This window comes from Trichocoleus sp. ST-U2 (genome assembly GCF_039961875.1).
In the GTDB taxonomy this organism is placed as follows: Bacteria; Cyanobacteriota; Cyanobacteriia; order Cyanobacteriales; family FACHB-T130; genus FACHB-T130.
In genome coordinates this window covers 84,703-105,243 of sequence record NZ_JAMPJY010000014.1, presented here as the reverse complement: position 1 = coordinate 105,243, position 20,541 = coordinate 84,703, and the positions used below count along the sequence as shown (strand labels likewise).

Sequence of the window (20,541 nt, the reverse complement as noted above, 5' to 3'; positions counted from 1 at the left end):
GCCATTGGCTTGTCTTCAAAAAGCGACATGCTTGATATTAGTTTTCCAGTCGGTCGATTTCTTGATGCCACATAATCTCTGTGACTCGCACAATTCCTGCCTTCAAATGACGGCGAAAGGTGCCGATTGATATATCTAATATTTCTGCGGCTCGTTCCTGGGATGGAGCGGGGTGCAGGTAGGCGCGATCCAAAGCGCGATAAAATTTGGCTTCGCGGGGCGATCGCTGTAACGATTCAACCGCTTCTTGCAACAGCGCTTGTAAGGCGGCAATTCGTTCTGCTGCACGAGTATTGGTGCCTGCACGTTCGATAACCAGATGCGATCGCGCTAAAGGATTATGTAATAGTGCCTCCGGTCGCACGAAATCCCGCAAAGCTTGATGCACCGCAGAGGCAAATTCAGATTGGCTTAAAGGGGAATTGGGAAGTGGTAATGAGGAATGGGGGATTGGTATTCCCTTCCCTTGCCTGATCTCCCCCTCTCCTGGTGGAGCGATCGCGATCGCCCAAGCTGGCAGTTCCAACAAATCATTGAATACGGGAAAAACTCGATAATTGTGTGCGGATACACCATAACGCCGTCCACCCACTTCAAAAGATGTTTCTGGCAGCAACGGCATATTGGCTGCCGTACAAAACAATTCCCAGAAATCCGGTCGAGCGATCGCTGTAAAAATAAAAGCTAAGCCGGGAGTCGTGACGCAGTGCCGAAAAATTTTGATAAAGATGAGGCTTTGAATTTGGGAAACAGCTTGATAAGTATCAGCAGCCATCCAAAAGCGGCAGAACGTAGCCTTCTCACCAAGTTGTAATGCTCCTTGCTGCTGGATATAATTCCATACCACCTGAGTAGCGGGGTCAACTTGTAAATCTTCTAAACTAGCTTCATCCAAAGCCAGCATCATCATAAAGCCTAGAGGAGTTCCCTCCTCCGACTGGCGAAACACCAACACTCCTTGAGGCTGTCGCGCCAACCAATGTGCCAAAAGCTGGGCAGAAGCTTCCCCCTCATGAGTCGTCACCATCTCCATCAGCACCGAGCGATCGCTCTCGCGCAGGGTGTCGGTCAGCAAGTTGTTGTCTTGCCATATAAAAAATTGTCGTACTTGCGGACTTTTGAAAACATAATCAAATAGGGCGCGTTCTAGTTCCGAACCCTGAGTTTGCAGGATACGTTTGCAGTAATAACCACGGGCACGACCGAACAGTTCGGCATAGCGTTCGGGATTTCGCCAGCGCAAGTCAGCTGAAATTGCTTCCCGTGCTAAGTCGTGGGGAAAGATACCTTGTAATTTCGATTCTATAAACGAAAGTCCTCGCAGCCAGTTGAACAACTCGTAAGCATCGGGAATCGCGAGAGTTTCACACAGCAGTGCTTCGGTAGTTAAACGCACTAAAGCACAAACTTCTAATGCTGCCCGATGCAACGGACTGGGGACTTCTTGCACAAATTGTTCTAATAAAGTTTTCACCACATCTGGTGCGGCTTCTGGTCGAAAATCAATATTGCCGTGCTGGGCAAAAACATCCGCAACTAGGGACATTGCCAGAGGATGACCGCGAGTAAAGTTCAAAACAGAGGAATGCTGTTCGACAGGAATCTGACGTTTGGTCAGATACGCCCGACTTTCTTCTGGATTCAGGTTATCTAAGGATATTAAACGCATCAACGCCTGCCATCCTGGATCGGCACGCCAAGCAGATGACGGGGGTTGACGACCCGCGAGAACGACGAGGGCATTTTCCGGCAACTGGGGTAAGAAAAATTCCCGCAGCCAGTCTTCTAGTGGCGTTAAGGTTTCGTAGGTATCGATCAGAATGACACAGTGACCGGGTTGGGAAGCAAACCACTCCCAAAGCTGGTTTTGATGCTCCAGACCGATAACCATCTGGAGGGCGCTGAAAAAAGAGTCGGGTGAAGGTTCGACATTACGGGTATCTAGGTAGACGACTGGCGTTTTCGCTTGTTCGCAGATGTAGGCAAACTCGCGCAGCAAAGTCGTCTTGCCAACACCACCCGAACCATGAATATAGAGGAGATGCCAAGGTAATTGCGCCTCGTCCAGCGCCGACTGAAATAGAGTTTGTTCGCGATCGCGTCCTACAAACCGACTACGACGCAACTCCTCTAGACGATCTGATACCCGCGATGACTTCATTTACTCTTTTGTTTGTTTAACCGCCCCAGAAGCGGCGGGTGGCACCGGATCGTAACCGCCAGGATGGAAGGGATGGCAGCGCAAGATGCGCCGAATCGCCATCCAGCCGCCGCGCCAAGGGCCAAATCTCTCTACCGCCTCTAAAGCATATTTGGAACAAGTCGGCTGAAACCGACACGCTGGGGGCAAAAGGGGAGAAATTAGCACTCGGTATCCCCGAATTAGCCAAATTAGTAATATTTTCATTACTGTGCCCTGGATCTAATAGATTGGTAAGGAGAGCTTTTTTTTATAATTCAATCTTTGCGTAAATCCGTGTTGTGGTTAGAATCAATTCCGGATCTATGGCTCCACATTGGGTTAGTTGGGGCTTGCCTGGGCATTCTTGTGTTACTGGCAGAAGGGCTGCATCGCTACACTTCTACCGAACCGGAAAAGGTGCGGAAGGTGGTTCACATTGGCACGGGCAATGTGATTTTGCTTGCCTGGTGGCTGAACCTTCCCGCTTGGGTGGGGATTACGGCTTCAATTTTCGCGAGTGCAGTGGCTCTTTTGTCATACAAATTTCCGATCCTCCCAGGCATTAACAGCGTTGGGCGCAAGAGCTGGGGGACATTTTGCTATGCCCTCAGTATTGGCATTTTAATCGGTTGGTTCTGGCCTCTAAACCAACCCCAATATGCAGCACTGGGAATTTTGGTGATGACTTGGGGGGATGGCTTAGCTGCTCTCATTGGTCAACGATTTGGTAAGCATCGCTATGAATTTTGGGACATCCGTAAAAGTTGGGAAGGCTCGCTGACGATGTTCCTGGTTAGCTATGGGGTTAGTAGCTTGATTTTTCTGGGAGTCCAGGGCAATATCTGGCAAACGTGGGTAGTGCCGATTTTCGTTGCTTTCTTTGCTACTCTCTTAGAAGCTTTCTCCTGGTTCGGCATCGACAATCTGACGGTTCCTGTAGGCAGTGCCGCGATCGCTTTTTTCTTGACTCAGATGCTTTTACTTAGCTAACACTTTCGATAAATAGCAAACAGTTAGTTTGGTTGCAATATCCGTAGAATCCCAGATTACAAATTTTCTGCTTCCATTAAGATAGTTGAAGAAGCCTATCTAGGGACATACTCCCGCTTTATTCAATTTATCTCCAAAGATGGATGTCAATGACTTTTTTTAATCCTGCCGAACCGCTTGTCCGTAGCAAACAGGAAGCCCTTGATTTTCAGGATCGTCAGGGGCTTTTACGTATTCACTTGCAAGTTGGAAATAAAACGCTGATTTCGAGCTTTTATTCTCGAATCGATCAGGCGTTTATTGTTTGGGGTTGGATTACCGCTGCAATTTTTATCAATGCTCAGTTTTTACCTGTTAGCTGGTACGTGCAAGCGATGTTTTGGTCAGCACTTACCTTAGTCGGTACGGTGGGGATGGTGGTGTTGACTCACTTTTGGGTGAAAGTAGAACGCCTGCGCTGGCTGCTTTATAGCTGGGTTGCACTGATGTTATTCGGGGTGGTGCTAACTGACTTGGGTATTTTTCTGGGTTGGGGGTTGGTGCTGATGAACCTGTGTCAGTTTTGGCTGGGTTTAAGTACCATTGGCTACTTTTTTACGGGGATGGGAATGCGATCGCGTACTTTCCTGATTAACGGGTTCGTTCATCTATTGGGCATTGGGATCTTGCCTTATGTCGGAGGCTGGCAATTTCTCACCACGGGTCTTGTAATGGCGGGGACTTTACTGCTATTGGCAGGAGTGCAGTGGGATATGCGATCGCCCATTGATTATGACGTATTAACCCCCGAACAAAAGCAGTTTAACCAGGAACAACATCAGCTACGTCAAATGAGTATTTAGAACTTTAAATAAGCTCTAACTTTTGTATTAAATTCCGTACAATTTTATAGAACGCTTGTCACTATAGAACTATGCAATATTCGGTGCGTGAATTTTCCTCATCCACCGAATATTGCCCGACCATAGCAGGCGTTTTGCTGTTTGTCCTGCGAATTGCCCCACTTAGGAGAACGGCGTCTAGGCGGCGAGTGGTCATTCATTGCCCATTCTCAGGATATGGGCTAACCAAGCCAGTTGAGCGCCAGTTGAGCGTTAAGTAGTGGTACAGGGTTTTTGTCGTTTCCCCTGCTTTGCAGCCACCAAAGGGATGTTAAACCATCCAACAGAGCAGTCTGAGGTGACTGACACATTAAAAGACGTTCTGGTGGGACTTTTTAGCCATATCAGAAGAATAATTTTAAAAATTATTTCATAAAATTTGGTGGAGAAAGAGTCTCTTTCTCCACCAAATTTCTTATTTTTGAATCCAACAATATAGAAAAAAGCATTCAGGCTGACTACCAATCTTCTCCGCGACGTGCTCTAAACGGTTCCCCTGTAAAAGGCTGCACGCCAGTCACAGGATACGCATCGTCGCTTAGTCCAAAGATGCGAGCGATCGCGCCAGAAAAATATTGGATGATATTGTCAAACATTCCGGTAAGACTCATATCTTTACTCTCCAGATTCCTTTGGGGATTCGATGAAATGTATATTAGCCTTTGATACTTTTATTATGAATACGGCTGGATAATTTGAGGTAATTTGCAATACTTGTTTGATTAGGTTTGCAATACTTTGCTTATACTTAAGTCGGCGGTTAGTTTACTTAAGATTTCTACATACTTTTAAATTCATTTAGATTTTGCACGATTAACGCTAGAAACTGATGGTTGGTGGTTAAGGGCGAATGGGCAACGCCGCCATGCTCTCTCCTGTGTCTTTTTGGCATCAACTGCCCTTTTCTGTAGCTTTTGAGTCAAAATACTATTAAGAATAATGTATATAACCTAAGAATGACCTGAAGATGGCAATAAAGCTCTCTTCAGAAACCATCTTCTTGAAGAACTCATCAAAATGCCTTGACACTATTATGGTGAATATTACTATAATTAGAGAACCCACACTTGCTAGGAAGCAAGACTATGAGAACTTCCGTGGACGGACTTGTAAAGCATCCTGCTAACCTGCTTCAGGAGCCGGTTAGGGTAGAAGATCGGGAACTCGCGATCGCTTCTGAAGATTACAGTCTCTTAACCGACCTGTATCAGCTGACAATGGCAGCTTGCTACACCGGCGAAGGTTTAGATCAAACACGGGCAAGCTTTGAGCTATTTGCGCGGCGTCTACCCGCTGGCTTTGGCTATTTGATTGCGATGGGGTTGGAACAGGCGCTGGACTATCTGGAGAAATTCCGCTTCAGTCCCAGCCAGATAGTGGCTTTGCAAGCGACCGGAATTTTCGATCGGGCACCAGAGCGTTTTTGGTCGCTCTTAGCAGATGCTCGGTTCACCGGCGACGTTTGGGCAGTTCCAGAAGGAACCGCCGTGTTCGCCAACGAGCCGCTGCTGCGGGTGGAAGCCCCCCTTTGGCAAGCTCAGCTGGTGGAAACCTACCTGCTGAATACAATTAATTATCAAACTTTAGTTGCCACACGAGCGGCGCGGATACGGGATGTCGCGGGGCCAGAAGCGACGCTGCTGGAATTTGGCACCCGGCGCGCTTTTAGCCCCCAAGCGTCTCTGTGGGCAGCCAGGGCGGCATTGGCGGCTGGATTGGACGCGACTTCTAATGTACTGGCAGCGATCAAGTTGGGTCAAAAGCCCAGCGGGACGATGGCTCATGCTTTGGTGATGGCGCTGACAGCAACTGCTGGGAGTGAGGGAGAGGCTTTTACCGCCTTCCATCGATATTTTCCGGGTGCGCCGTTGTTGATTGATACCTACGACACAGTTGCCGCTGCCCAAATGCTGGCAGAAAAGATTGACGCCGGAAAAATGCAATTGTCTGGGGTGCGGTTAGATTCTGGTGATTTGGTAGGGTTATCCAAACAAGTGCGATCGCTCTTACCGGATGTTCCCATCTTTGCGAGTGGCGATTTGGATGAGTGGGAAATTGCCCGATTGCAAGCAGAGGGTGCTTGCATTGATGGTTATGGACTGGGAACTCGATTGGTTACAGGAACCCCAGTTAATGGAGTGTATAAACTGGTTGAAATTGATGGCATTCCTGTAATGAAACAGTCGAATGGCAAGTTAACTTATCCCGGTCGCAAGCAGATTTTTCGCTGCTTTGAGGGCAATTTGATGAAAGGAGATCGATTGGGATTGGTGACGGAAAGTCCGCAGTTTGAGCAGCCTTTGTTGCAGCCGATGTTTAAGCAAGGCGAACGGGTGTTTCTACCAGAATCTTTAACCCAAATTCGAGAACGAACTGCTATTTCGGTAGGGAGTTTACCAGCGGAGACTCGTCAGTTGGATTCGCCTGTGTCGCCGTTGGTGGGGGTTTCGGCTGCACTGCTGGAGTTGATGGAAAAAACTCGTCGCGCTGCTTAAGGGATTTGGGAACGAACCGCAAAGACGCCCTAGCGAAGCCATGCGCGTTAGCGCTATAGAGCGCGAAGAAAGAGGAAAGAAGAGGAAGTAAGAGGAAGTAAGAAAATAATGAGAATTGCTTTGTTTGGTACGAGTGCTGACCCGCCAACTTCTGGGCATCAAGCGATTTTGAAATGGCTGTCGCAACACTATGATTGGGTGGCGGTTTGGGCTTCAAATAATCCGTTTAAATCGCATCAAACGCCGCTAGAACATCGCTCAACAATGCTACGGTTGCTGATTGAGGAAATTCATCCGAGTTGCCACAATATTGGGCTGTATCCGGAATTCAGTAGCCCTAGAACTCTGGAGACGGTGCAGAAGGCTAGGCAATGCTGGGGGATGTCGGCAGATTTTACCGTCGTCATTGGTTCGGATTTAGTAAACCAGATGCCGCGTTGGTATAGAGTTGAAGATTTATTGCAGCAAGTGCATCTACTTGTGGTGCCTAGACCAGGATATGCGATAGATGACTCTGATTTGGAAGCGCTGAGGCAACTAGGGGCGCAGATTGCGATCGCTGACATCAAACCACCGGCGGTTTCTTCCACAGCTTATCGTGAGAATGGCAACAGACAAGCCTTGACGACGACCGTTGAGGATTATATTCACAGAGAACGTTTATACGAATGCGAGGACGCAGCTCGAAAAAGATAGGAGATTCGGTAAAAAAACCGGCATTAGCGGATTTTAAAGTCGGAGTCGATAACGTGATTTTCTCAGTCGATACGGCGCAAAACCGACTATTAGTTTTGTTAGTAATGCGGCAGGACGAACCTTTTTCCGATCGGTGGAGTTTGCCCGGTACTTTAGTGCGGCAAGGGGAATCTTTAGAAGATGCCGCCTATCGGATTTTGGCTGAAAAGATTCGCGTGAAAAATCTGTATTTAGAGCAGTTATACACCTTTGGCGGGCCTGGACGAGATCCGAGGGAATGCGAAGAAAGCTACGCAGTTCGTTATCTGTCGGTCAGTTATTTTGCTTTAGTGCGATTTGAAGAAGCTGAATTAATTGCCGATGGAGTGAGTGGAATTGCCTGGTATCCTTTAGAGCAAGTGCCACAATTAGCCTTTGACCATCATAAAATCTTAGAGTATGGTCATCGGCGTCTGCGAAATAAATTGGAATATAGCCCAGTCGCCTTTGAAGTGTTGCCGGAGTTATTTACTTTGAGTGACTTATATCAGCTTTACACGACCGTTTTAGGTGAAAATTTCTCGGATTATTCTAATTTTCGCGCCCGACTCTTGAAGCTGGGTTTTCTTTACGATACCAAAGTCAAAGTCTCGCGAGGGGCGGGGCGTCCGGCGAGTTTGTATCGATTTGATGCTGAAGCGTTTGCTCCGTTTAAGGATAAACCGTTGGTATTTATTTAAACGCAAAGGTAGCGCTGTCGCGCCGCTTCGCTAACGCAAAGGTTCGCGCAAAGGTTCGCCAAGTTAAAAAAATAATTTAATTTTATCTTTCTTTGCGTTACCCTTTGCGAACCTTTGCGTTAATAATAAAAAATTAGATAAGGAAAGCCAATTATGAAACAAACCAAAAATTGTTCAAATATTGAAGAAATTCGTCAGGAGATTGATAAAATTGACCGCCAAATTATCGCAGCTTTTGGTAAACGATTTGAATATGTAAAAGCGGCGGCAAAGTTTAAAACAAACGAAACTAGTGTAAAAGCCCCGGAAAGGGTTCAGTCGATGTTGCAGCAAAGACGTCTTTGGGCTGAAGAACAAGGTTTAAATCCAGATGTAATTGAAAAGCTATATCAAGATTTGATTAATTATTTTATGAATGAAGAATTAAAACATTGGCAATCTAAATCCTAATTGCTGCGATTGAAAAATTAGTTTAAATAATCAGAACGACGCAGGTGATAACTGAATATGAAAATTGCGATCGCTCAACTCAACCCCACAATTGGCAACCTCACCGGCAATGCCCAACAAATTCTAGAGGCGGCAAGACAGGCAACTCAGCAAGGTGCCCGTTTGTTGCTGACGCCGGAACTCTCTTTGTGCGGCTATCCGCCACGAGATTTGCTGCTGAATCCCGGCTTCGTCGAGTCTATGGCAACGGTGTTGCAGCAGCTAGCAAAGGATTTGCCACCCAATTTAGCGGTGTTGGTGGGTACGGTAGACCCAAATCCGGAGGCGCACGCCGCTGGAGGTAAACCGTTATTTAATAGTATTGCCTGCTTAGAACAGGGCAAAATACAGCAAATTTTTCACAAGCGACTGTTGCCCAGCTACGATGTTTTTGACGAATATCGATATTTTGAACCGGGACTTCAGCCAAATTCTTTTACGCTCGATAATCTCCGCATTGGCGTCACAATCTGCGAAGATTTGTGGAACGATGAGGAATTTTGGGGAAAGCGTAGCTATGCAGTGAATCCGATTGCTGACTTAGCTCAATTGGGTGTAGATTTGGTGGTGAATTTGTCAGCTTCTCCCTATAGTGTTGGCAAGCATCACTTGCGAGAAGCAATGTTGCGTCATAGTACTGTCCGTTACCGCCAACCAAGCATTTACATCAATCAGGTTGGAGGAAATGATGACTTAATTTTTGATGGTAGCAGTTTCGCTTTGAATCACGCCGGGGAAGTGGTGTGTCGTGCCCTTCGTTTTGAGACGGATTTGGTACTGCTGGAATTTGATGAGGAAAAGCGGGATTTAATCTCCCCCTCAGCAACCAAGGATAACGGGGGAGTCGCACCGCTTGCAGCTAGTGAAGACGAAGAAATTTGGGCGGCGTTGGTGTTGGGAGTGAGAGACTATGCCCGCAAGTGTGGCTTTTCCAAAGTTACGCTTGGCTTGAGTGGTGGAGTGGATTCGGCGTTGGTAGCAGCGATCGCATCCGCCGCTTTAGGGGCAGAAAATGTATTCGGCGTCCTGATGCCTTCGCCCTACAGTTCCGATCATTCTGTCGAAGATGCGCTGAAATTAGCCCAAAAGCTGGGTATTCCCACTCAAACCTTAGCGATTGGGCAGCTGATGCAGGGTTACGACCAAACGTTAGAACCGCTGTTTGCTGGAACCGCTTTTGGGCTTGCGGAAGAGAATATTCAATCGCGGATTCGGGGCAATTTATTAATGGCGATCGCAAATAAGTTTGGCTATCTCCTCCTTTCTACGGGTAACAAGTCAGAAATGGCGGTCGGTTACTGTACGCTTTATGGGGATATGAATGGGGGATTAGCAGTGATTGCTGATGTGCCCAAAACTCGCGTCTACTCTCTGTGTAATTGGCTGAATCGCAACGGTGAAATTATTCCTACAAATATTCTCACCAAACCGCCAAGTGCCGAACTAAAACCCGGTCAAGTCGATCAAGATTCTCTGCCCTCTTATGACATTCTGGATGATATGTTGCAGCGGCTAATTCACGAACATCAATCAACCGCTCAAATTATCGAAGCTGGTCACGATCCAGTCGTTGTCAATAAAGTGATGCAATTAGTCGCGCGTGCCGAATTTAAGCGGCGACAAGCACCGCCTGGACTGAAAATTACCGATCGGGCTTTTGGCACCGGCTGGCGAATGCCGATTGCGAGTCGTTGGAGTGCGATCGCATGACGTGGAGTTGATTTTTAGGAACTAACAATCTTGGCTTTTTTATCGGCTGATATAGCCCCACTGACTGCCAATTCTTACGGGTGCCAGCCCCTCTTGAAAGGAACCAGCCGCATCAAATTGTGGCTTGATGACTGTTTTGCCAGTCTTGTCCATATATCCATACTTCCCGCCAATTTCTACCGCGATTAGTCCTTCGGAAAAACCACCGCGATCGCGTACTTCATTAAACTGCGGCGGAATCACAATTTTTCCGGTTTTGTCCATATAGCCATATTTACCACCCATTGAAATGAGTGCCACTCCATCCTCAAAACTGCCTGCATAATAAGACTGCGGCGGGAGAACTAGCTTGCCAGTTTTATCGATATAGCCAGTCTTTTTGTCAACTGTTACTGCTGCTAGGTCTTCGTTTGGGTAAAAGGGAGAAGCATACTCAAATTGCGGCTGGATGACAAACTTCCCAGTTTTGTCAATATAACCCCAACGCTGAGGAATTTTACTGCCCATTGCTACGGGTGCTAGCCCTTGGGAAAAACCATCATTTATCCCATCGAATTGTAGCTTGATGACTAGATTGCCGGTTGTGTCAATAAAGCCTATCTTTAACTTATTATCAAATACCGCTGCTCGCCCTTCTTTAAAGGGATAAGCTTGTTTATACTGCGGTTTAATAACTATCTTGCCCGTCTTATCAATATAGCCTTCTTGATTGCCAATTCTGACGGATGCCAACCCTTCTGAAAAGTTGTGAGCAGCGGCAAACTGCGGTTTAATAACCAGATTGCGGTTCGTGTCGATATAGCCCCACTTGCCGCCAATACTGGTTGGCGCAAGTCCTTCGGAAAATTGTAAAACTTGCTCAAATGGTGGATTGATAATGACCATTTTTCCAGTCTTATCAATATAGCCGAACTGATTGCCAATTTTTGCGGCTGCCATTCCTTGTTCAAATTTTTCAGCAAAATCAAACTGCGGCTTAATGACAATATTGCCAGTCTTATCGATATAACCTTTTTTTCCGTTAATCGTGACGACTGCCAGACCTTCTGAGAAGTTTCCAGCAGCCTCAAATTGCGGCTTAATAACGCGATCGCCAGTTCTGGCATTTTTTAGCGCTAAAGACGGTGATGAAGCTTGAGAGGGTTGCTGGGTGGATTTTTGGGAGCTGACACAGGCGGTAAGCGGAACGATGCTCAAGGCGATCGCAATTAATCCCAGTCTAATTAACTGACTAAAATTCTTATCTTCTAACTTTTTAAATAGCATAGGGTTCTTAGTAGGTAAATATTGGCGTTAATCTCAACCAAATTTATTTGACATTTCTTTGGCATTCAAGAAATTTAAGCTGGGTTCAGCTCGCTCGAATATTGCACTGTATTTAGGGTGGTGTGGAGATGGCTGGATGAATCTCTCGCAGAGATTGAAATCATTTCCCGACCGAGAGCCAAGAGTAACCTTGAATCCTTATCAGAAATTGAAATACAGTAGACTGGTTGGCTATAGCTGCTACGGCTCCTCATCAAAAATGTTTACTGGATCGGAAACTACGGCGACAGTTTTAATTGTGCTGGTGGCTTTAGGCATCCTGGGTTGGGGCTTCTACCGTGCCAAGTCATTCGGCAAACTCGGCATCTTAGCTTGGTTGCAGTCAGTGGTGTTGATGTCTCCCTGGCTGTTGTTTTTTGGATTGTTCGCGGCGGGGATTTATCTCAACCTGGTGAGCATCTTGTTTATGTTGATAGCCTCCGCTGGGTTGTACATCTTCATCGGAAATAAACTGCGAGCAGCCGGTCAGGATGCCATACTGCGGGAGCGGGTCTTGAAAATGGTGCAAGAATCCAACCCGATAGAAGATACTGCTGAGGAAAATGGGGGAGAGACAGCGGCGGCGACGCCAAAAGAGGCGACCAATCCCGTCTCCCAAGAAGTGGTTCCCATTCCAGATGAAGACTTGAAAAACATCCAAGGAATTTTTGGCATTGATACCTTCTTTGCCACCGAAAGCATTCCTTATCAGGAAGGAGCCATCTTCAAGGGAAATCTGCGGGGAGAACCTGCGGCGGTTCATTCCCGCTTGTCTGCGAGTTTGCACGAGAGATTGGGCGATCGCTATCGGCTATTTTTAGTAGAAAATCCGGAAGAGAAGCCGGTGGTGATTGTTCTCCCCAGCACCAACGATCCGAAACCAGCAACCTTACCGCAGAACATCTTGGCAGGCGTTCTCGTCGTCGCTACCATTGCCGCTAGCTTAGAGACGGCGGGAATTTTCCTCGGCTTTGATTTCTTCAGCAATCCAAGCCGCTTTGGAGAAGTTCTGCCCATCAGTGCCGGAATCTGGGTGATTTTAGTGACTCACGAACTCGGTCACTGGTTCCTAGCTCGTCGTCACAATATTCGCCTAAGTTTTCCTTTTTTCATCCCATCCGCACAGATTGGCTCGTTTGGGGCGATTACTCGGTTTGAATCGCTATTACCCAATCGCACAGTGCTGTTTGATATCGCTTTAGCTGGCCCTGCTGCTGGTGGCATTGTTTCCCTATTGATGCTAATCGTCGGTTTAATTCTTTCCCACGAAGGCAGTCTATTTAAGGTGCCATCGGAGTTTTTCCAGGGATCAATTTTGGTGGGTACTCTAGCACGGGTTGTCCTTGGTTCTAGTCTTCAGCAAACCCTGGTTGATGTCCACCCGCTGACGATTATCGGTTGGCTGGGTTTGGTGGTAACAGCGTTCAATTTGATGCCAGCGGGAATGCTCGATGGGGGTCGAATTGTCCAGGCAATCTACGGACGCCAAATCGCTCGACGCGCTACCGTTGCCACGTTAGTTTTGCTAGGAATTGTCTCTCTGGTGAATCCGACGAATCCTTTGCTGCTGTACTGGGCGATTGTAATTCTGTTCTTGCAACGGGGTCTAGAACGCCCTAGCTTGAATGAGATTTCCGAACCCGATGATGCGCGAGCGGCTTTGGGGCTGTTGGCTCTGTTTTTAACAGTGGCAACTCTCCTACCTCTCACTCCAGGCTTAGCGGGACGCTTGGGCATTGGGGGATAGAAATTGGGGAGCGAATTGGGAATGGGTGAATGTTCTGTCCTCACCTATTCCCTGTCTCCCACTCAGCTCAATCAGGGGAATGCAAAGAAGTTTAAACAGTCCCGGAGAATATTTAACATTTCTTAAACAATTTCCCTGAAAACGATTAAACTTCATTGCAAAATTAGAAGAGACTATGAACGGTATGATAACTTCGTTAAGGTTGACAAACGGCTGAGAGATAACGATGGAGAACACAATAAACGTGCCTTTACAGCAATCCTCAACTCCTTCATTTCGTGAAGATTTTAGTGAGTACGTGGCGCATCTACAGCTTCACATGGCGTTACAAGCGCGCAACCTAGTTCCCACTCTCACCAAGGCTGTTGATAGCCGCGAGCAGCTATTGCAGCAAACTCAGGCGGATATTGAAAAGCTGATTTCTCGTCAAGGCATCTAATTCGGCTAATTTTGATTGATTGGCTGATAAATTGATAGCCGCGCAATTATTTCTAACAATTTTTTGAAACTCCACTGAACTTAGTTTGACAATCAGAGCTTTATCGCTCTGATTTTTTTATGGATTGAATTGCTAAGTAGAGGCATGGCAGGCATGATAGGTATGCCTTTAGGGGCGTGTTTGTGCCATGCCCCTACAAAACGTAAATTTTTTACCAGTTAATTTAATCCAGATAAATCAGAGAGACGCGATCGCTTTACTGAGTTATCAGCACGCACATTATTCCGATTCAGCGCAATTACCGATTCTGCCTGTTGGAGTGCCGATTGCCAAACTTCATATCCTCGACCGCTCAAATGCAGCCCATCCGTCGTTAAGTCCAGACGCAAATTTCCTTCAACATCGCTAAAGCGAGAGTGAATATCTAGATAGCCTGCACCCTGTTGTTGAGCAAGGATAGCCAGTTGTTGGTTAAGGTTACGAATTCGGCGGTTTGGGATGGTGTTGATCCGGGTGGGAAGAATGGATTGCACGATGACTGAGCTGCGAGGATGCTCTTGTCGTAAGCGGCGAACAATTTGGCGAAGATTATCGAGAATTGTTTCATCCGTTGCACCTTGGCGTAAATCGTTGATGCCAGCTAAAACGTAAATAACATCGGGACGAGTTTGGGAAAAAGCAGACAATCTTTTCAAGATGCCACGGGAATTATCCCCAGAAATTCCCTGATTCAGCCACAAACTCCCCCCAGGAAGACGTTCTTGGGGAAACCACAATGAGAGAGAATCTCCCACTAATACGGAAAGACGGTTGGAACCTTGACCTTGAGAAACTGCTCTCGCTTCCTTTGCCAGTAGGCGTTTCCACTGTTCATAGCTAGGTTTTTGTAAAGCCAGTGCTTTAGTACCTGCTTGGTTCGCCCAGTATGACTGAAAGCTATCAACAGGTAGACGAGTATAAATCTTGCCTGCTTTCAGAGCAGCTAATCTTTGGTAAAAAAGTTGACTGCCAGATGCCGGTTTTGTCGTTGCTGTATCCGGTTTCAGCTTCGCTTGTACGGAGGGTTTCAGTTCTATCGCGGCTTGAGCTGCTGTCGGTGCTAAAGCTGTAGTAATAGTTAGTGTGTCAGTCCCCTGGAAAGGATTAGTCTGCGAAATCAACTGCTGGCTAAATTCCGGAGAGGTGATTTCAATGGTCGGGACGATTTTCTGAGCCACCAGTGGCTCAAAGGTACTCGACTCACTGGAATGCCATAACGCTAACAGGTTGTCAGGCTGTGGAGGTAGCACGGGCGGGGGCGGGGCGGCTATTTGCCCGCCGCTTAACAAACTTACCGCCAACAGATAAGGATCGCCCATTGTGTCTCTACTCCTTCACTTGTGCCTTCCTTTCCCTTTGACAGGGATTATTGGTTGGAGTCAGGAATTTTTAGGAGAAGCGATCGCTTTCTGTTGGCAAGACGCGGGAGCGATCGCTTTTAAACTCCTCTAAAGTGACGTCATACACGAGTCATTTGTCAAGCGCATTCAAAAATAAGCCAAAAAAATAAGTCAAAAGTGGATTTGTGCGCCCTAGGAATCGACTTTTGACTATCTACTTGCAAGCAAGCCAGACTAGGGAATGCGATCGCATTCCGGTTACGAATACTGCGATATCATTGGCAGTTCCTGATTGAGAACCCAATTGCCAATATCCCGTAGCTTGTAGTCCACTGGGTCATGCAGGGTAAACGTCCGCAAATCGCGCCAGTAGCGGTCAAAGCCGTATTTCGCAGCAGTGGAACGAGCGCCCATGACTTCAAAGATGCGGGTGGTGATATCCAAGCCAACTTTAGTGGTAAAAGCTTTAGCAGTATAAACAGCGATCGCAACTTCACCCCGTTCCTCATGAGTGAGCGCCTGTCCCTTTTCCCATGCCGTCTGTACTTGCTGCGCTGCCTGACGGCAGAGCGCGATCGCTGCCTTTAGCTCAGTCCATAGCTCACCATAGTGCTGCAAAATGTAGGGATCTTTCGATGCCCGATCGACGCCTGATGTAATCCAGGGTCGAGTCATCGTCGTCGTGTAATCCCTTGCCGCTTCCAAGGCACCTTCGGCAATTCCCAGATAGACATGGGTTTTCGCCAACTGATTCACCACGAACAAGAGGGTAGAAAAGGCACCCTCTGGAGATGGAGGTGGGCCGAGAATTTCATCCGGGTTCACCAAGACGTTGTGGAAGGTGAAACTACCGCTAGCGGTGCAGCGTTGTCCCATATTGTCCCAGTCGTTGTTGTAGACAATGCCTTCTCGATCCTTGGGAAGGATAAAGGCAATCGGATGATCGACCCCGTCTTGCACGGCGGCGAATACACGAATATCCGCTGCTGGCACTCCGGTGCCAAAGCTCTTAGTTCCATTTACCCGGAAGCGATCGCCTTCTGGCTCAATTTTGAGGCGAGTGTCCCGCGTGTTAAATGCATTGCCCCAAAACAAGTGATTCTGGGCAGTGGCTCGATAGTAGCGTTCGGCTTGAGCGGGGGTGCCGCTCACCTGACCCACCACTGATAAGATTAGCTGATTGCAGTAGAGTTGCCCCGTAGAACCATCTGCTTTAGCAATTTCCTGAAGAACCTTGTAAGCTTCTACCCAGGTTGCGCCAATACCGCCATATTCTCGCGGTACAACCAGAGGTAACAGTCCCGATTCCCGCAACCGTCGTACTTCTTCATGGGGGATACCTGCTTGGCGATCGCGCTCAACGGCACTCGCTGCCAATTCTTGGGAGAGAGCAGACGCGATCGCTGCATAATCTTTCAATTCGATGCGGTTTAGTAATGTAGTCATGGTTTTTTCTCCTTTTTACTTGTCTTTTGTAGTAGATAATTTCTGAACTGGTTGCGAGGCTTGATTTAAAACAACCAGTGAAGAGAACTGTTTCGTAGTTAGCAATAGCGAGTCACTGCTACCGGGTTTTTGATAACGCCAAGCAAATGCACAGAGTTTGCACATAGGATTTTCTAGCTTTCAATGGTTTTCAGAATTGAAGGTTGGTGTTACATAGTTTTTTAGCGATTCACTTTCTTGCCGCTACATTTGTGATTTTTTCTGTATCCCCCCAATTGATGGCAGGGATTTAATCCAGACAATTCGTAAAACGGGTTTAATTCTTCCGCACAATGTAGTAATTGTTTTGAAAATCATGAGCGAGTTGCTTGATTTCCACGCTAGTGAAACCGGCATCTTCCAGCATTTCCAATGCTTTCTCCTGACCCCACATGGCACCAAGCCCCATGCCTCCTGCGGCAAGCGATACAGTCATGCAGTGCATACAAGAAATGGTGTAAAGTAACGGCCCTGCCGGATGATCGAGATTGCCATCAACATAACCGGAGGCACGAATATCCTGCATCAAATAAATGCCATCCGGACGCAGTGCTTGGGCAATTCCTCGCAACACTAGATCGGGCTGAGCTTGGTCGTGAATGGCGTCAAAGGTAGCGATGAAATCGTAGTTTTCAACTTCATCCAGGGTGGCAGCATCTTTTACTTGAAAGCGGATATTTGCAAGATTGAGGCGTTGGACTTCGGTTTGCGCGATCGCGATCGCTTCTTCTGAGAAGTCGTAGCCTGTAAACCGACTATTCGGAAATTCCTTCGCCATTTTGGTGATGGCACGACCGCTCCCACACCCCACATCCAGCACCTGAATTCCTTTCTCAAGTGCCTCAATCAGCCCGGGAATTAAGGGCAGAATGTGGTCATTCAGCGCCGCAACGACCGTTTGACCGCTATCTTCCGCCATCACTTGATGAAAACGCTTGAAAGCAGAATAGGGAACCCCACCACCCTTGTAAAAGCAGTCGATGATTTGCTCCTCAACACTTCCTAACAAAGGGATGTATTGGGAAAATGCCGCAATGTTGTCAGGACTGGAAGCCCGCGTTAAGAATGCGGCGTGTTCTAGAGGCAAATCGTAGGTATTCTTAGCTGGATTGTATTCCACAAAGCCACCCGTAACCATTGCTCCCAACCATTCGCGCACGTACCGCTCATTCAACCCCGCTGCGTCTGCAATCTGTTGGCTTGTAGAAGGCGGTAGTTCAGCCATCCTGTCAAATAGCCCAGTTCTGTGACCGATAGACGTCATCAGAGCGATCGCGCCACTGTTGAGAATGTTAAGCATCCGTTCGGCAAATGCTTCTGCTTTGGTTTGGTCTAGGGTAAGTGTTGTCATAAAATCCTCGTCATGATTTTCAAGTTTGAATGTGTTATTCAGAGTGCGATCGCAAAAACTTAGATTTCTGTTGCACTCTTAAGCGGAGTTAGAGGAGCTGATAGGTAGCATTCCGAAGAGAAATAGATATAAGAAAAACGGAGGGTATTCGCAGGAATTCAACCCAAGCTGTGTGTCTCTTCAGGATTTATTCGATATCCTCTATGAATGTTTTTTGGTATATGAACAAGCTATCAAGGCAAGCGTTCCGATAGCGTTCTGGAAGCGTTCGCTCCCCCCAAAACCTTACCCTAGGCTATGTATGCATATAACCACTGTGAAATTGATGCGATCGCGTACAGCTCTTTGGGCATGAAAACAGCGTCAGCGTAGCGAAGGCGGAAGCCTATAGCCGACCTGTCGGCTCGTTCGTCGTTCCTGATAACGGATTGCGGCTCGTATACACTGCTTGAGACGGTTAATACAAGACCGGAAAAATAGACTTATGCTGTTGCTTGCTGCACAATCCTAGAAAAATTTATATAGAATTTGCGAGTTACCAAAAAGATTGTTATCGGGCATCTTCGCTTTAACACGAGCGCCAGTGATTTGAGTCACAAAAATGTAAGTTTCCGATCGCATTTAATTGAACGCTTTGCGAACGCTGCTTTGAATAACTTGGTATTTAGTTGAAGCAATTCACTAATTAACAACGCAAATACCAAGGAGCAACTTCTATGATGTCCAACATGAAACGTGTAAAAGTAGCGATCGCATTTTCTGCCACTCTATTATCCACTGCTGCCATTCCCACCGCAGCATTAGCTGGAGATAATAAAGTCTACGCTGGAAGTATGTGTCAGCCTGAGACTTCCGCTTCTAATCAGCAATTTAGTCGTGCAGCTGGACAGTTTTCAGTTCAAGGTACCACATCCATTAACCTACATTGTCCTGTTGTTCGGGACATTACATCAGGGACTGAAAATGGCAGCGCAGGACCTCTTGCTTTTGTGCATGTATTCAGCAGAAACGCTCAGTCTACAACCCTACAGTGCGAGCTGCGGGCTAACCAGCCGAACTCTCTAAGTTTTCAATTCCAGAAATTAACAATCGCACTTAGCGGTGGTGCTACAGGTACTCCGAAGAAGCATGTGTTCAACTTCACGGGACCTGTAGCTCAAACTGCTAACGGAGCTTATGAGGTTGTTTGCTCACTACCACCAGGTACGGGAGTTGCGAGTTACTCCATTGCTGAGTAACTGGGTACAATTTGCGAGTCGATTTCCAATGCTCTAATACCATTTTGTTTTCTGTTTGCAACATATAGACTTCTTGCCCCCCGATAAATTGGGGGGCTGGAAGGATCGTTAATGTAGCACCTCACTAGCACCTCACAACCCAAATGAGATAACTAGCAACCTGGGTTAGCAAGGCATTGGAATTTTCTCAACTGCCTTAGCCAAGAGATTACTTTTTATTCCCTCACTATGGCTAGGGTTTTAACACCGGGCGAGCCAATACTGGGTGTTTGAAAAAGCCCAACACTCAAGCTCTGAACTTAGAATTTAGCCTTGAATACTGCCTTGAATTAAATTCAGACTCATCCCTCAAATCTGTTAAGACAGATCGAAATTTTGTTATGTTTTTACCAACTGTTAACACTATGCAAAAAACCCTTACTTTAACAATTTCCTTCTGGATTGCTTCGATTTTCTTCGGCAATCATCAATCTTCTGGCAATTCATGGATTACCAATTTACAAGCTGCGAGTGCCTCATCTTCCGAGATCGATATGCCCTTTTGCTATATGCAGACATCGGATGGCAGAACCTTAGACCTCACCCAACTATGCGGTCAAAAACCACAAGTCATCATCGCAGACCAAACATCTGATGGGGATATTTTGACGGGTCGCATCATCAACGAAACCCAAAAAATAGTTCATTCGATTGAAGTCACCTATAACGTTGTTGGATTAGATGGCAAGGTGATTAAAAGTAGTTCTGTCAATGCAGAACCCTCCACGCTAAATCCAGGACAAAGCGGCTCTTTCAAAGTTCACACGATTATCGGTGATGGCAAATTGAGAGCAACATCTGTTAATTGGAAAGAGTAACAAGAATGGTGGTGGGCAAATGAAACCACGCAGTTATTTAAACTCAGCGATTGATTGGGTTGAAAACAAGAATGCAGGCAAAACTCAGAAATCAGAAAATTTCTGATAGGTTTGCTCTAAAAGTAGTCAATAAGCAAGGGATAGTAAAACTAAATGGTCTGGATGCAGATATCAGCGATCGCTTTTTCGGGTATTCTCTGAATCCAAGACTTTACTTTTATTGATTCCGTTGTTGCTGTGGTGCAACTGTTACTAAGAGGGTAGTCTAGTTGCAGTTTCTTCCCTAAGCCATCAAAGAGTTGAGCGATCGCATAAGCACCACCAATATCAGAAGACTCTCTAGGAGGTAGGGTAAACCTACGGAATGGAGGGTCTTATCGTTATCTCCTAGTGGTTGTCTAAATGGGGATGACTGTTATTGTGCATTCTGTAGCTCAGAACTAGGAAAATCTCTCGTAGTCAGTATTAGAGATCCCTTAAGCTTGTCGCAGATAGCGTCAGGAGGCTGGTCTTGTCAAGAGAGCCGAAATGATGACTAAATACTTACAGGAGAATGGTCAGTAGTTTGTCAGCTTTCA

Annotated in this window: 20 protein-coding genes; 12 read left to right on the top strand and 8 right to left on the bottom strand. The window is 46.7% G+C overall.

The annotated features are described in order from the left end of the window. Positions 1–37 precede the first annotated feature (37 nt). Together NC996_RS12060 and yidD are read right to left on the bottom strand one after the other, a co-directional pair. Positions 38–2,161, bottom strand: a complete 2,124-nt coding sequence (locus NC996_RS12060) for an AAA family ATPase (protein ID WP_190687449.1) — start codon at positions 2,159–2,161, stop codon at positions 38–40. Further along, a complete protein-coding gene (gene yidD / locus NC996_RS12055; RefSeq protein WP_190536054.1) occupies positions 2,162–2,407 on the bottom strand; it encodes a membrane protein insertion efficiency factor YidD in 246 nt (81 codons plus the stop codon). A 57-nt stretch (positions 2,408–2,464) separates the two neighbouring features. On the opposite strand from yidD, the gene NC996_RS12050 reads away from it, so the two are divergent. Continuing rightward, positions 2,465–3,172: a diacylglycerol/polyprenol kinase family protein gene (locus NC996_RS12050; protein ID WP_190687447.1), complete on the top strand. Its 708-nt coding sequence runs from the start codon at positions 2,465–2,467 to the stop codon at positions 3,170–3,172. Positions 3,173–3,321: 149 nt separating this feature from the next. Further along, the gene (locus NC996_RS12045) at positions 3,322–4,014 is read left to right on the top strand and encodes a hypothetical protein (protein ID WP_190677232.1); all 693 of its coding nucleotides are present in this window, start codon (positions 3,322–3,324) and stop codon (positions 4,012–4,014) included. 61 nt (positions 4,015–4,075) lie between these two features. Here the strand turns inward: NC996_RS12045 and NC996_RS12040 are convergent, their stop codons facing one another. Further along, entirely contained in the window at positions 4,076–4,210 is a 135-nt protein-coding gene (locus NC996_RS12040; protein ID WP_277878915.1) for a hypothetical protein, read from the bottom strand. A 301-nt stretch (positions 4,211–4,511) separates the two neighbouring features. Continuing rightward, entirely contained in the window at positions 4,512–4,664 is a 153-nt protein-coding gene (locus NC996_RS12035; RefSeq protein ID WP_190687444.1) for a hypothetical protein, read from the bottom strand. A 474-nt stretch (positions 4,665–5,138) separates the two neighbouring features. On the opposite strand from NC996_RS12035, the gene NC996_RS12030 reads away from it, so the two are divergent. The 5 genes from NC996_RS12030 (at position 5,139) to NC996_RS12010 (ending at position 10,162) form a co-directional block, all read left to right on the top strand. Then, positions 5,139–6,548 carry a nicotinate phosphoribosyltransferase gene (locus NC996_RS12030; protein WP_190687441.1) on the top strand — a complete coding sequence of 470 codons (1,410 nt, stop codon included), beginning with the start codon at positions 5,139–5,141 and terminating at the stop codon, positions 6,546–6,548. 108 nt (positions 6,549–6,656) lie between these two features. After that, the gene (locus NC996_RS12025) at positions 6,657–7,244 is read left to right on the top strand and encodes a nicotinate-nucleotide adenylyltransferase (protein WP_190437826.1); all 588 of its coding nucleotides are present in this window, start codon (positions 6,657–6,659) and stop codon (positions 7,242–7,244) included. Continuing rightward, positions 7,217–7,963, top strand: coding sequence for an NUDIX domain-containing protein (locus NC996_RS12020; RefSeq protein WP_190437823.1), 747 nt, complete (start codon positions 7,217–7,219; stop codon positions 7,961–7,963). Before NC996_RS12025 ends, NC996_RS12020 begins: the two co-directional genes overlap by 28 nt. A gap of 153 nt (positions 7,964–8,116) precedes the next feature. Continuing rightward, positions 8,117–8,413 (top strand): isochorismate lyase, encoded by a 297-nt coding sequence (locus tag NC996_RS12015; protein WP_190687438.1) that lies wholly within the window; start codon positions 8,117–8,119, stop codon positions 8,411–8,413. A 57-nt stretch (positions 8,414–8,470) separates the two neighbouring features. Continuing rightward, the gene (locus tag NC996_RS12010) at positions 8,471–10,162 is read left to right on the top strand and encodes an NAD+ synthase (RefSeq protein WP_190687434.1); all 1,692 of its coding nucleotides are present in this window, start codon (positions 8,471–8,473) and stop codon (positions 10,160–10,162) included. 39 nt (positions 10,163–10,201) lie between these two features. Here the strand turns inward: NC996_RS12010 and NC996_RS12005 are convergent, their stop codons facing one another. Then, complete coding sequence (locus NC996_RS12005; protein WP_190687431.1) at positions 10,202–11,428, bottom strand: WG repeat-containing protein; 1,227 nt, start codon at positions 11,426–11,428, stop codon at positions 10,202–10,204. A gap of 259 nt (positions 11,429–11,687) precedes the next feature. Between NC996_RS12005 and NC996_RS12000 the strand changes: the two genes are divergently transcribed. Both NC996_RS12000 and NC996_RS11995 read left to right on the top strand, forming a co-directional pair. Next, a complete protein-coding gene (locus NC996_RS12000) occupies positions 11,688–13,214 on the top strand; it encodes a site-2 protease family protein (protein ID WP_190687428.1) in 1,527 nt (508 codons plus the stop codon). A 226-nt stretch (positions 13,215–13,440) separates the two neighbouring features. Further along, positions 13,441–13,653, top strand: coding sequence for a hypothetical protein (locus tag NC996_RS11995; protein ID WP_190410320.1), 213 nt, complete (start codon positions 13,441–13,443; stop codon positions 13,651–13,653). Positions 13,654–13,871: 218 nt separating this feature from the next. Here the strand turns inward: NC996_RS11995 and NC996_RS11990 are convergent, their stop codons facing one another. Then, positions 13,872–15,011: a GDSL-type esterase/lipase family protein gene (locus NC996_RS11990; RefSeq protein WP_190536048.1), complete on the bottom strand. Its 1,140-nt coding sequence runs from the start codon at positions 15,009–15,011 to the stop codon at positions 13,872–13,874. A gap of 1 nt (position 15,012) precedes the next feature. Between NC996_RS11990 and NC996_RS11985 the strand changes: the two genes are divergently transcribed. Further along, positions 15,013–15,144 (top strand): hypothetical protein, encoded by a 132-nt coding sequence (locus tag NC996_RS11985; RefSeq protein ID WP_277877454.1) that lies wholly within the window; start codon positions 15,013–15,015, stop codon positions 15,142–15,144. A 146-nt stretch (positions 15,145–15,290) separates the two neighbouring features. Here NC996_RS11985 and NC996_RS11980 read toward each other — a convergent pair whose 3' ends face one another. Next, positions 15,291–16,478 (bottom strand): acyl-CoA dehydrogenase family protein, encoded by a 1,188-nt coding sequence (locus NC996_RS11980; RefSeq protein WP_190687425.1) that lies wholly within the window; start codon positions 16,476–16,478, stop codon positions 15,291–15,293. Positions 16,479–16,794: 316 nt separating this feature from the next. Next, positions 16,795–17,868, bottom strand: a complete 1,074-nt coding sequence (locus NC996_RS11975; RefSeq protein WP_190687423.1) for a class I SAM-dependent methyltransferase — start codon at positions 17,866–17,868, stop codon at positions 16,795–16,797. 728 nt (positions 17,869–18,596) lie between these two features. Here NC996_RS11975 and NC996_RS11970 point away from each other — a divergent pair. Together NC996_RS11970 and NC996_RS11965 are read left to right on the top strand one after the other, a co-directional pair. Continuing rightward, complete coding sequence (locus NC996_RS11970) at positions 18,597–19,106, top strand: hypothetical protein (RefSeq protein ID WP_348259993.1); 510 nt, start codon at positions 18,597–18,599, stop codon at positions 19,104–19,106. 404 nt (positions 19,107–19,510) lie between these two features. After that, positions 19,511–19,963: an FxLYD domain-containing protein gene (locus tag NC996_RS11965; protein ID WP_190687421.1), complete on the top strand. Its 453-nt coding sequence runs from the start codon at positions 19,511–19,513 to the stop codon at positions 19,961–19,963. The last annotated feature ends 578 nt before the right edge of the window (positions 19,964–20,541 follow it).

Bases quoted from the DNA above. Each gene is read 5' to 3' on its own strand.
- NC996_RS12060 (WP_190687449.1), bottom strand. From the start codon at position 2,161: ATGAAGTCATCGCGGGTATCAGATCGTCTAGAGGAGTTGCGTCGTAGT.
- yidD (WP_190536054.1), bottom strand. From the start codon at position 2,407: ATGAAAATATTACTAATTTGGCTAATTCGGGGATACCGAGTGCTAATT.
- NC996_RS12045 (WP_190677232.1), top strand. From the start codon at position 3,322: ATGACTTTTTTTAATCCTGCCGAACCGCTTGTCCGTAGCAAACAGGAA.
- NC996_RS12040 (WP_277878915.1), bottom strand. From the start codon at position 4,210: ATGACCACTCGCCGCCTAGACGCCGTTCTCCTAAGTGGGGCAATTCGC.
- NC996_RS12035 (WP_190687444.1), bottom strand. From the start codon at position 4,664: ATGAGTCTTACCGGAATGTTTGACAATATCATCCAATATTTTTCTGGC.
- NC996_RS12030 (WP_190687441.1), top strand. From the start codon at position 5,139: ATGAGAACTTCCGTGGACGGACTTGTAAAGCATCCTGCTAACCTGCTT.
- NC996_RS12025 (WP_190437826.1), top strand. From the start codon at position 6,657: ATGAGAATTGCTTTGTTTGGTACGAGTGCTGACCCGCCAACTTCTGGG.
- NC996_RS12020 (WP_190437823.1), top strand. From the start codon at position 7,217: ATGCGAGGACGCAGCTCGAAAAAGATAGGAGATTCGGTAAAAAAACCG.
- NC996_RS12015 (WP_190687438.1), top strand. From the start codon at position 8,117: ATGAAACAAACCAAAAATTGTTCAAATATTGAAGAAATTCGTCAGGAG.
- NC996_RS12010 (WP_190687434.1), top strand. From the start codon at position 8,471: ATGAAAATTGCGATCGCTCAACTCAACCCCACAATTGGCAACCTCACC.
- NC996_RS12005 (WP_190687431.1), bottom strand. From the start codon at position 11,428: ATGCTATTTAAAAAGTTAGAAGATAAGAATTTTAGTCAGTTAATTAGA.
- NC996_RS12000 (WP_190687428.1), top strand. From the start codon at position 11,688: ATGTTTACTGGATCGGAAACTACGGCGACAGTTTTAATTGTGCTGGTG.
- NC996_RS11995 (WP_190410320.1), top strand. From the start codon at position 13,441: ATGGAGAACACAATAAACGTGCCTTTACAGCAATCCTCAACTCCTTCA.
- NC996_RS11990 (WP_190536048.1), bottom strand. From the start codon at position 15,011: ATGGGCGATCCTTATCTGTTGGCGGTAAGTTTGTTAAGCGGCGGGCAA.
- NC996_RS11980 (WP_190687425.1), bottom strand. From the start codon at position 16,478: ATGACTACATTACTAAACCGCATCGAATTGAAAGATTATGCAGCGATC.
- NC996_RS11975 (WP_190687423.1), bottom strand. From the start codon at position 17,868: ATGACAACACTTACCCTAGACCAAACCAAAGCAGAAGCATTTGCCGAA.
- NC996_RS11970 (WP_348259993.1), top strand. From the start codon at position 18,597: ATGAAACGTGTAAAAGTAGCGATCGCATTTTCTGCCACTCTATTATCC.
- NC996_RS11965 (WP_190687421.1), top strand. From the start codon at position 19,511: ATGCAAAAAACCCTTACTTTAACAATTTCCTTCTGGATTGCTTCGATT.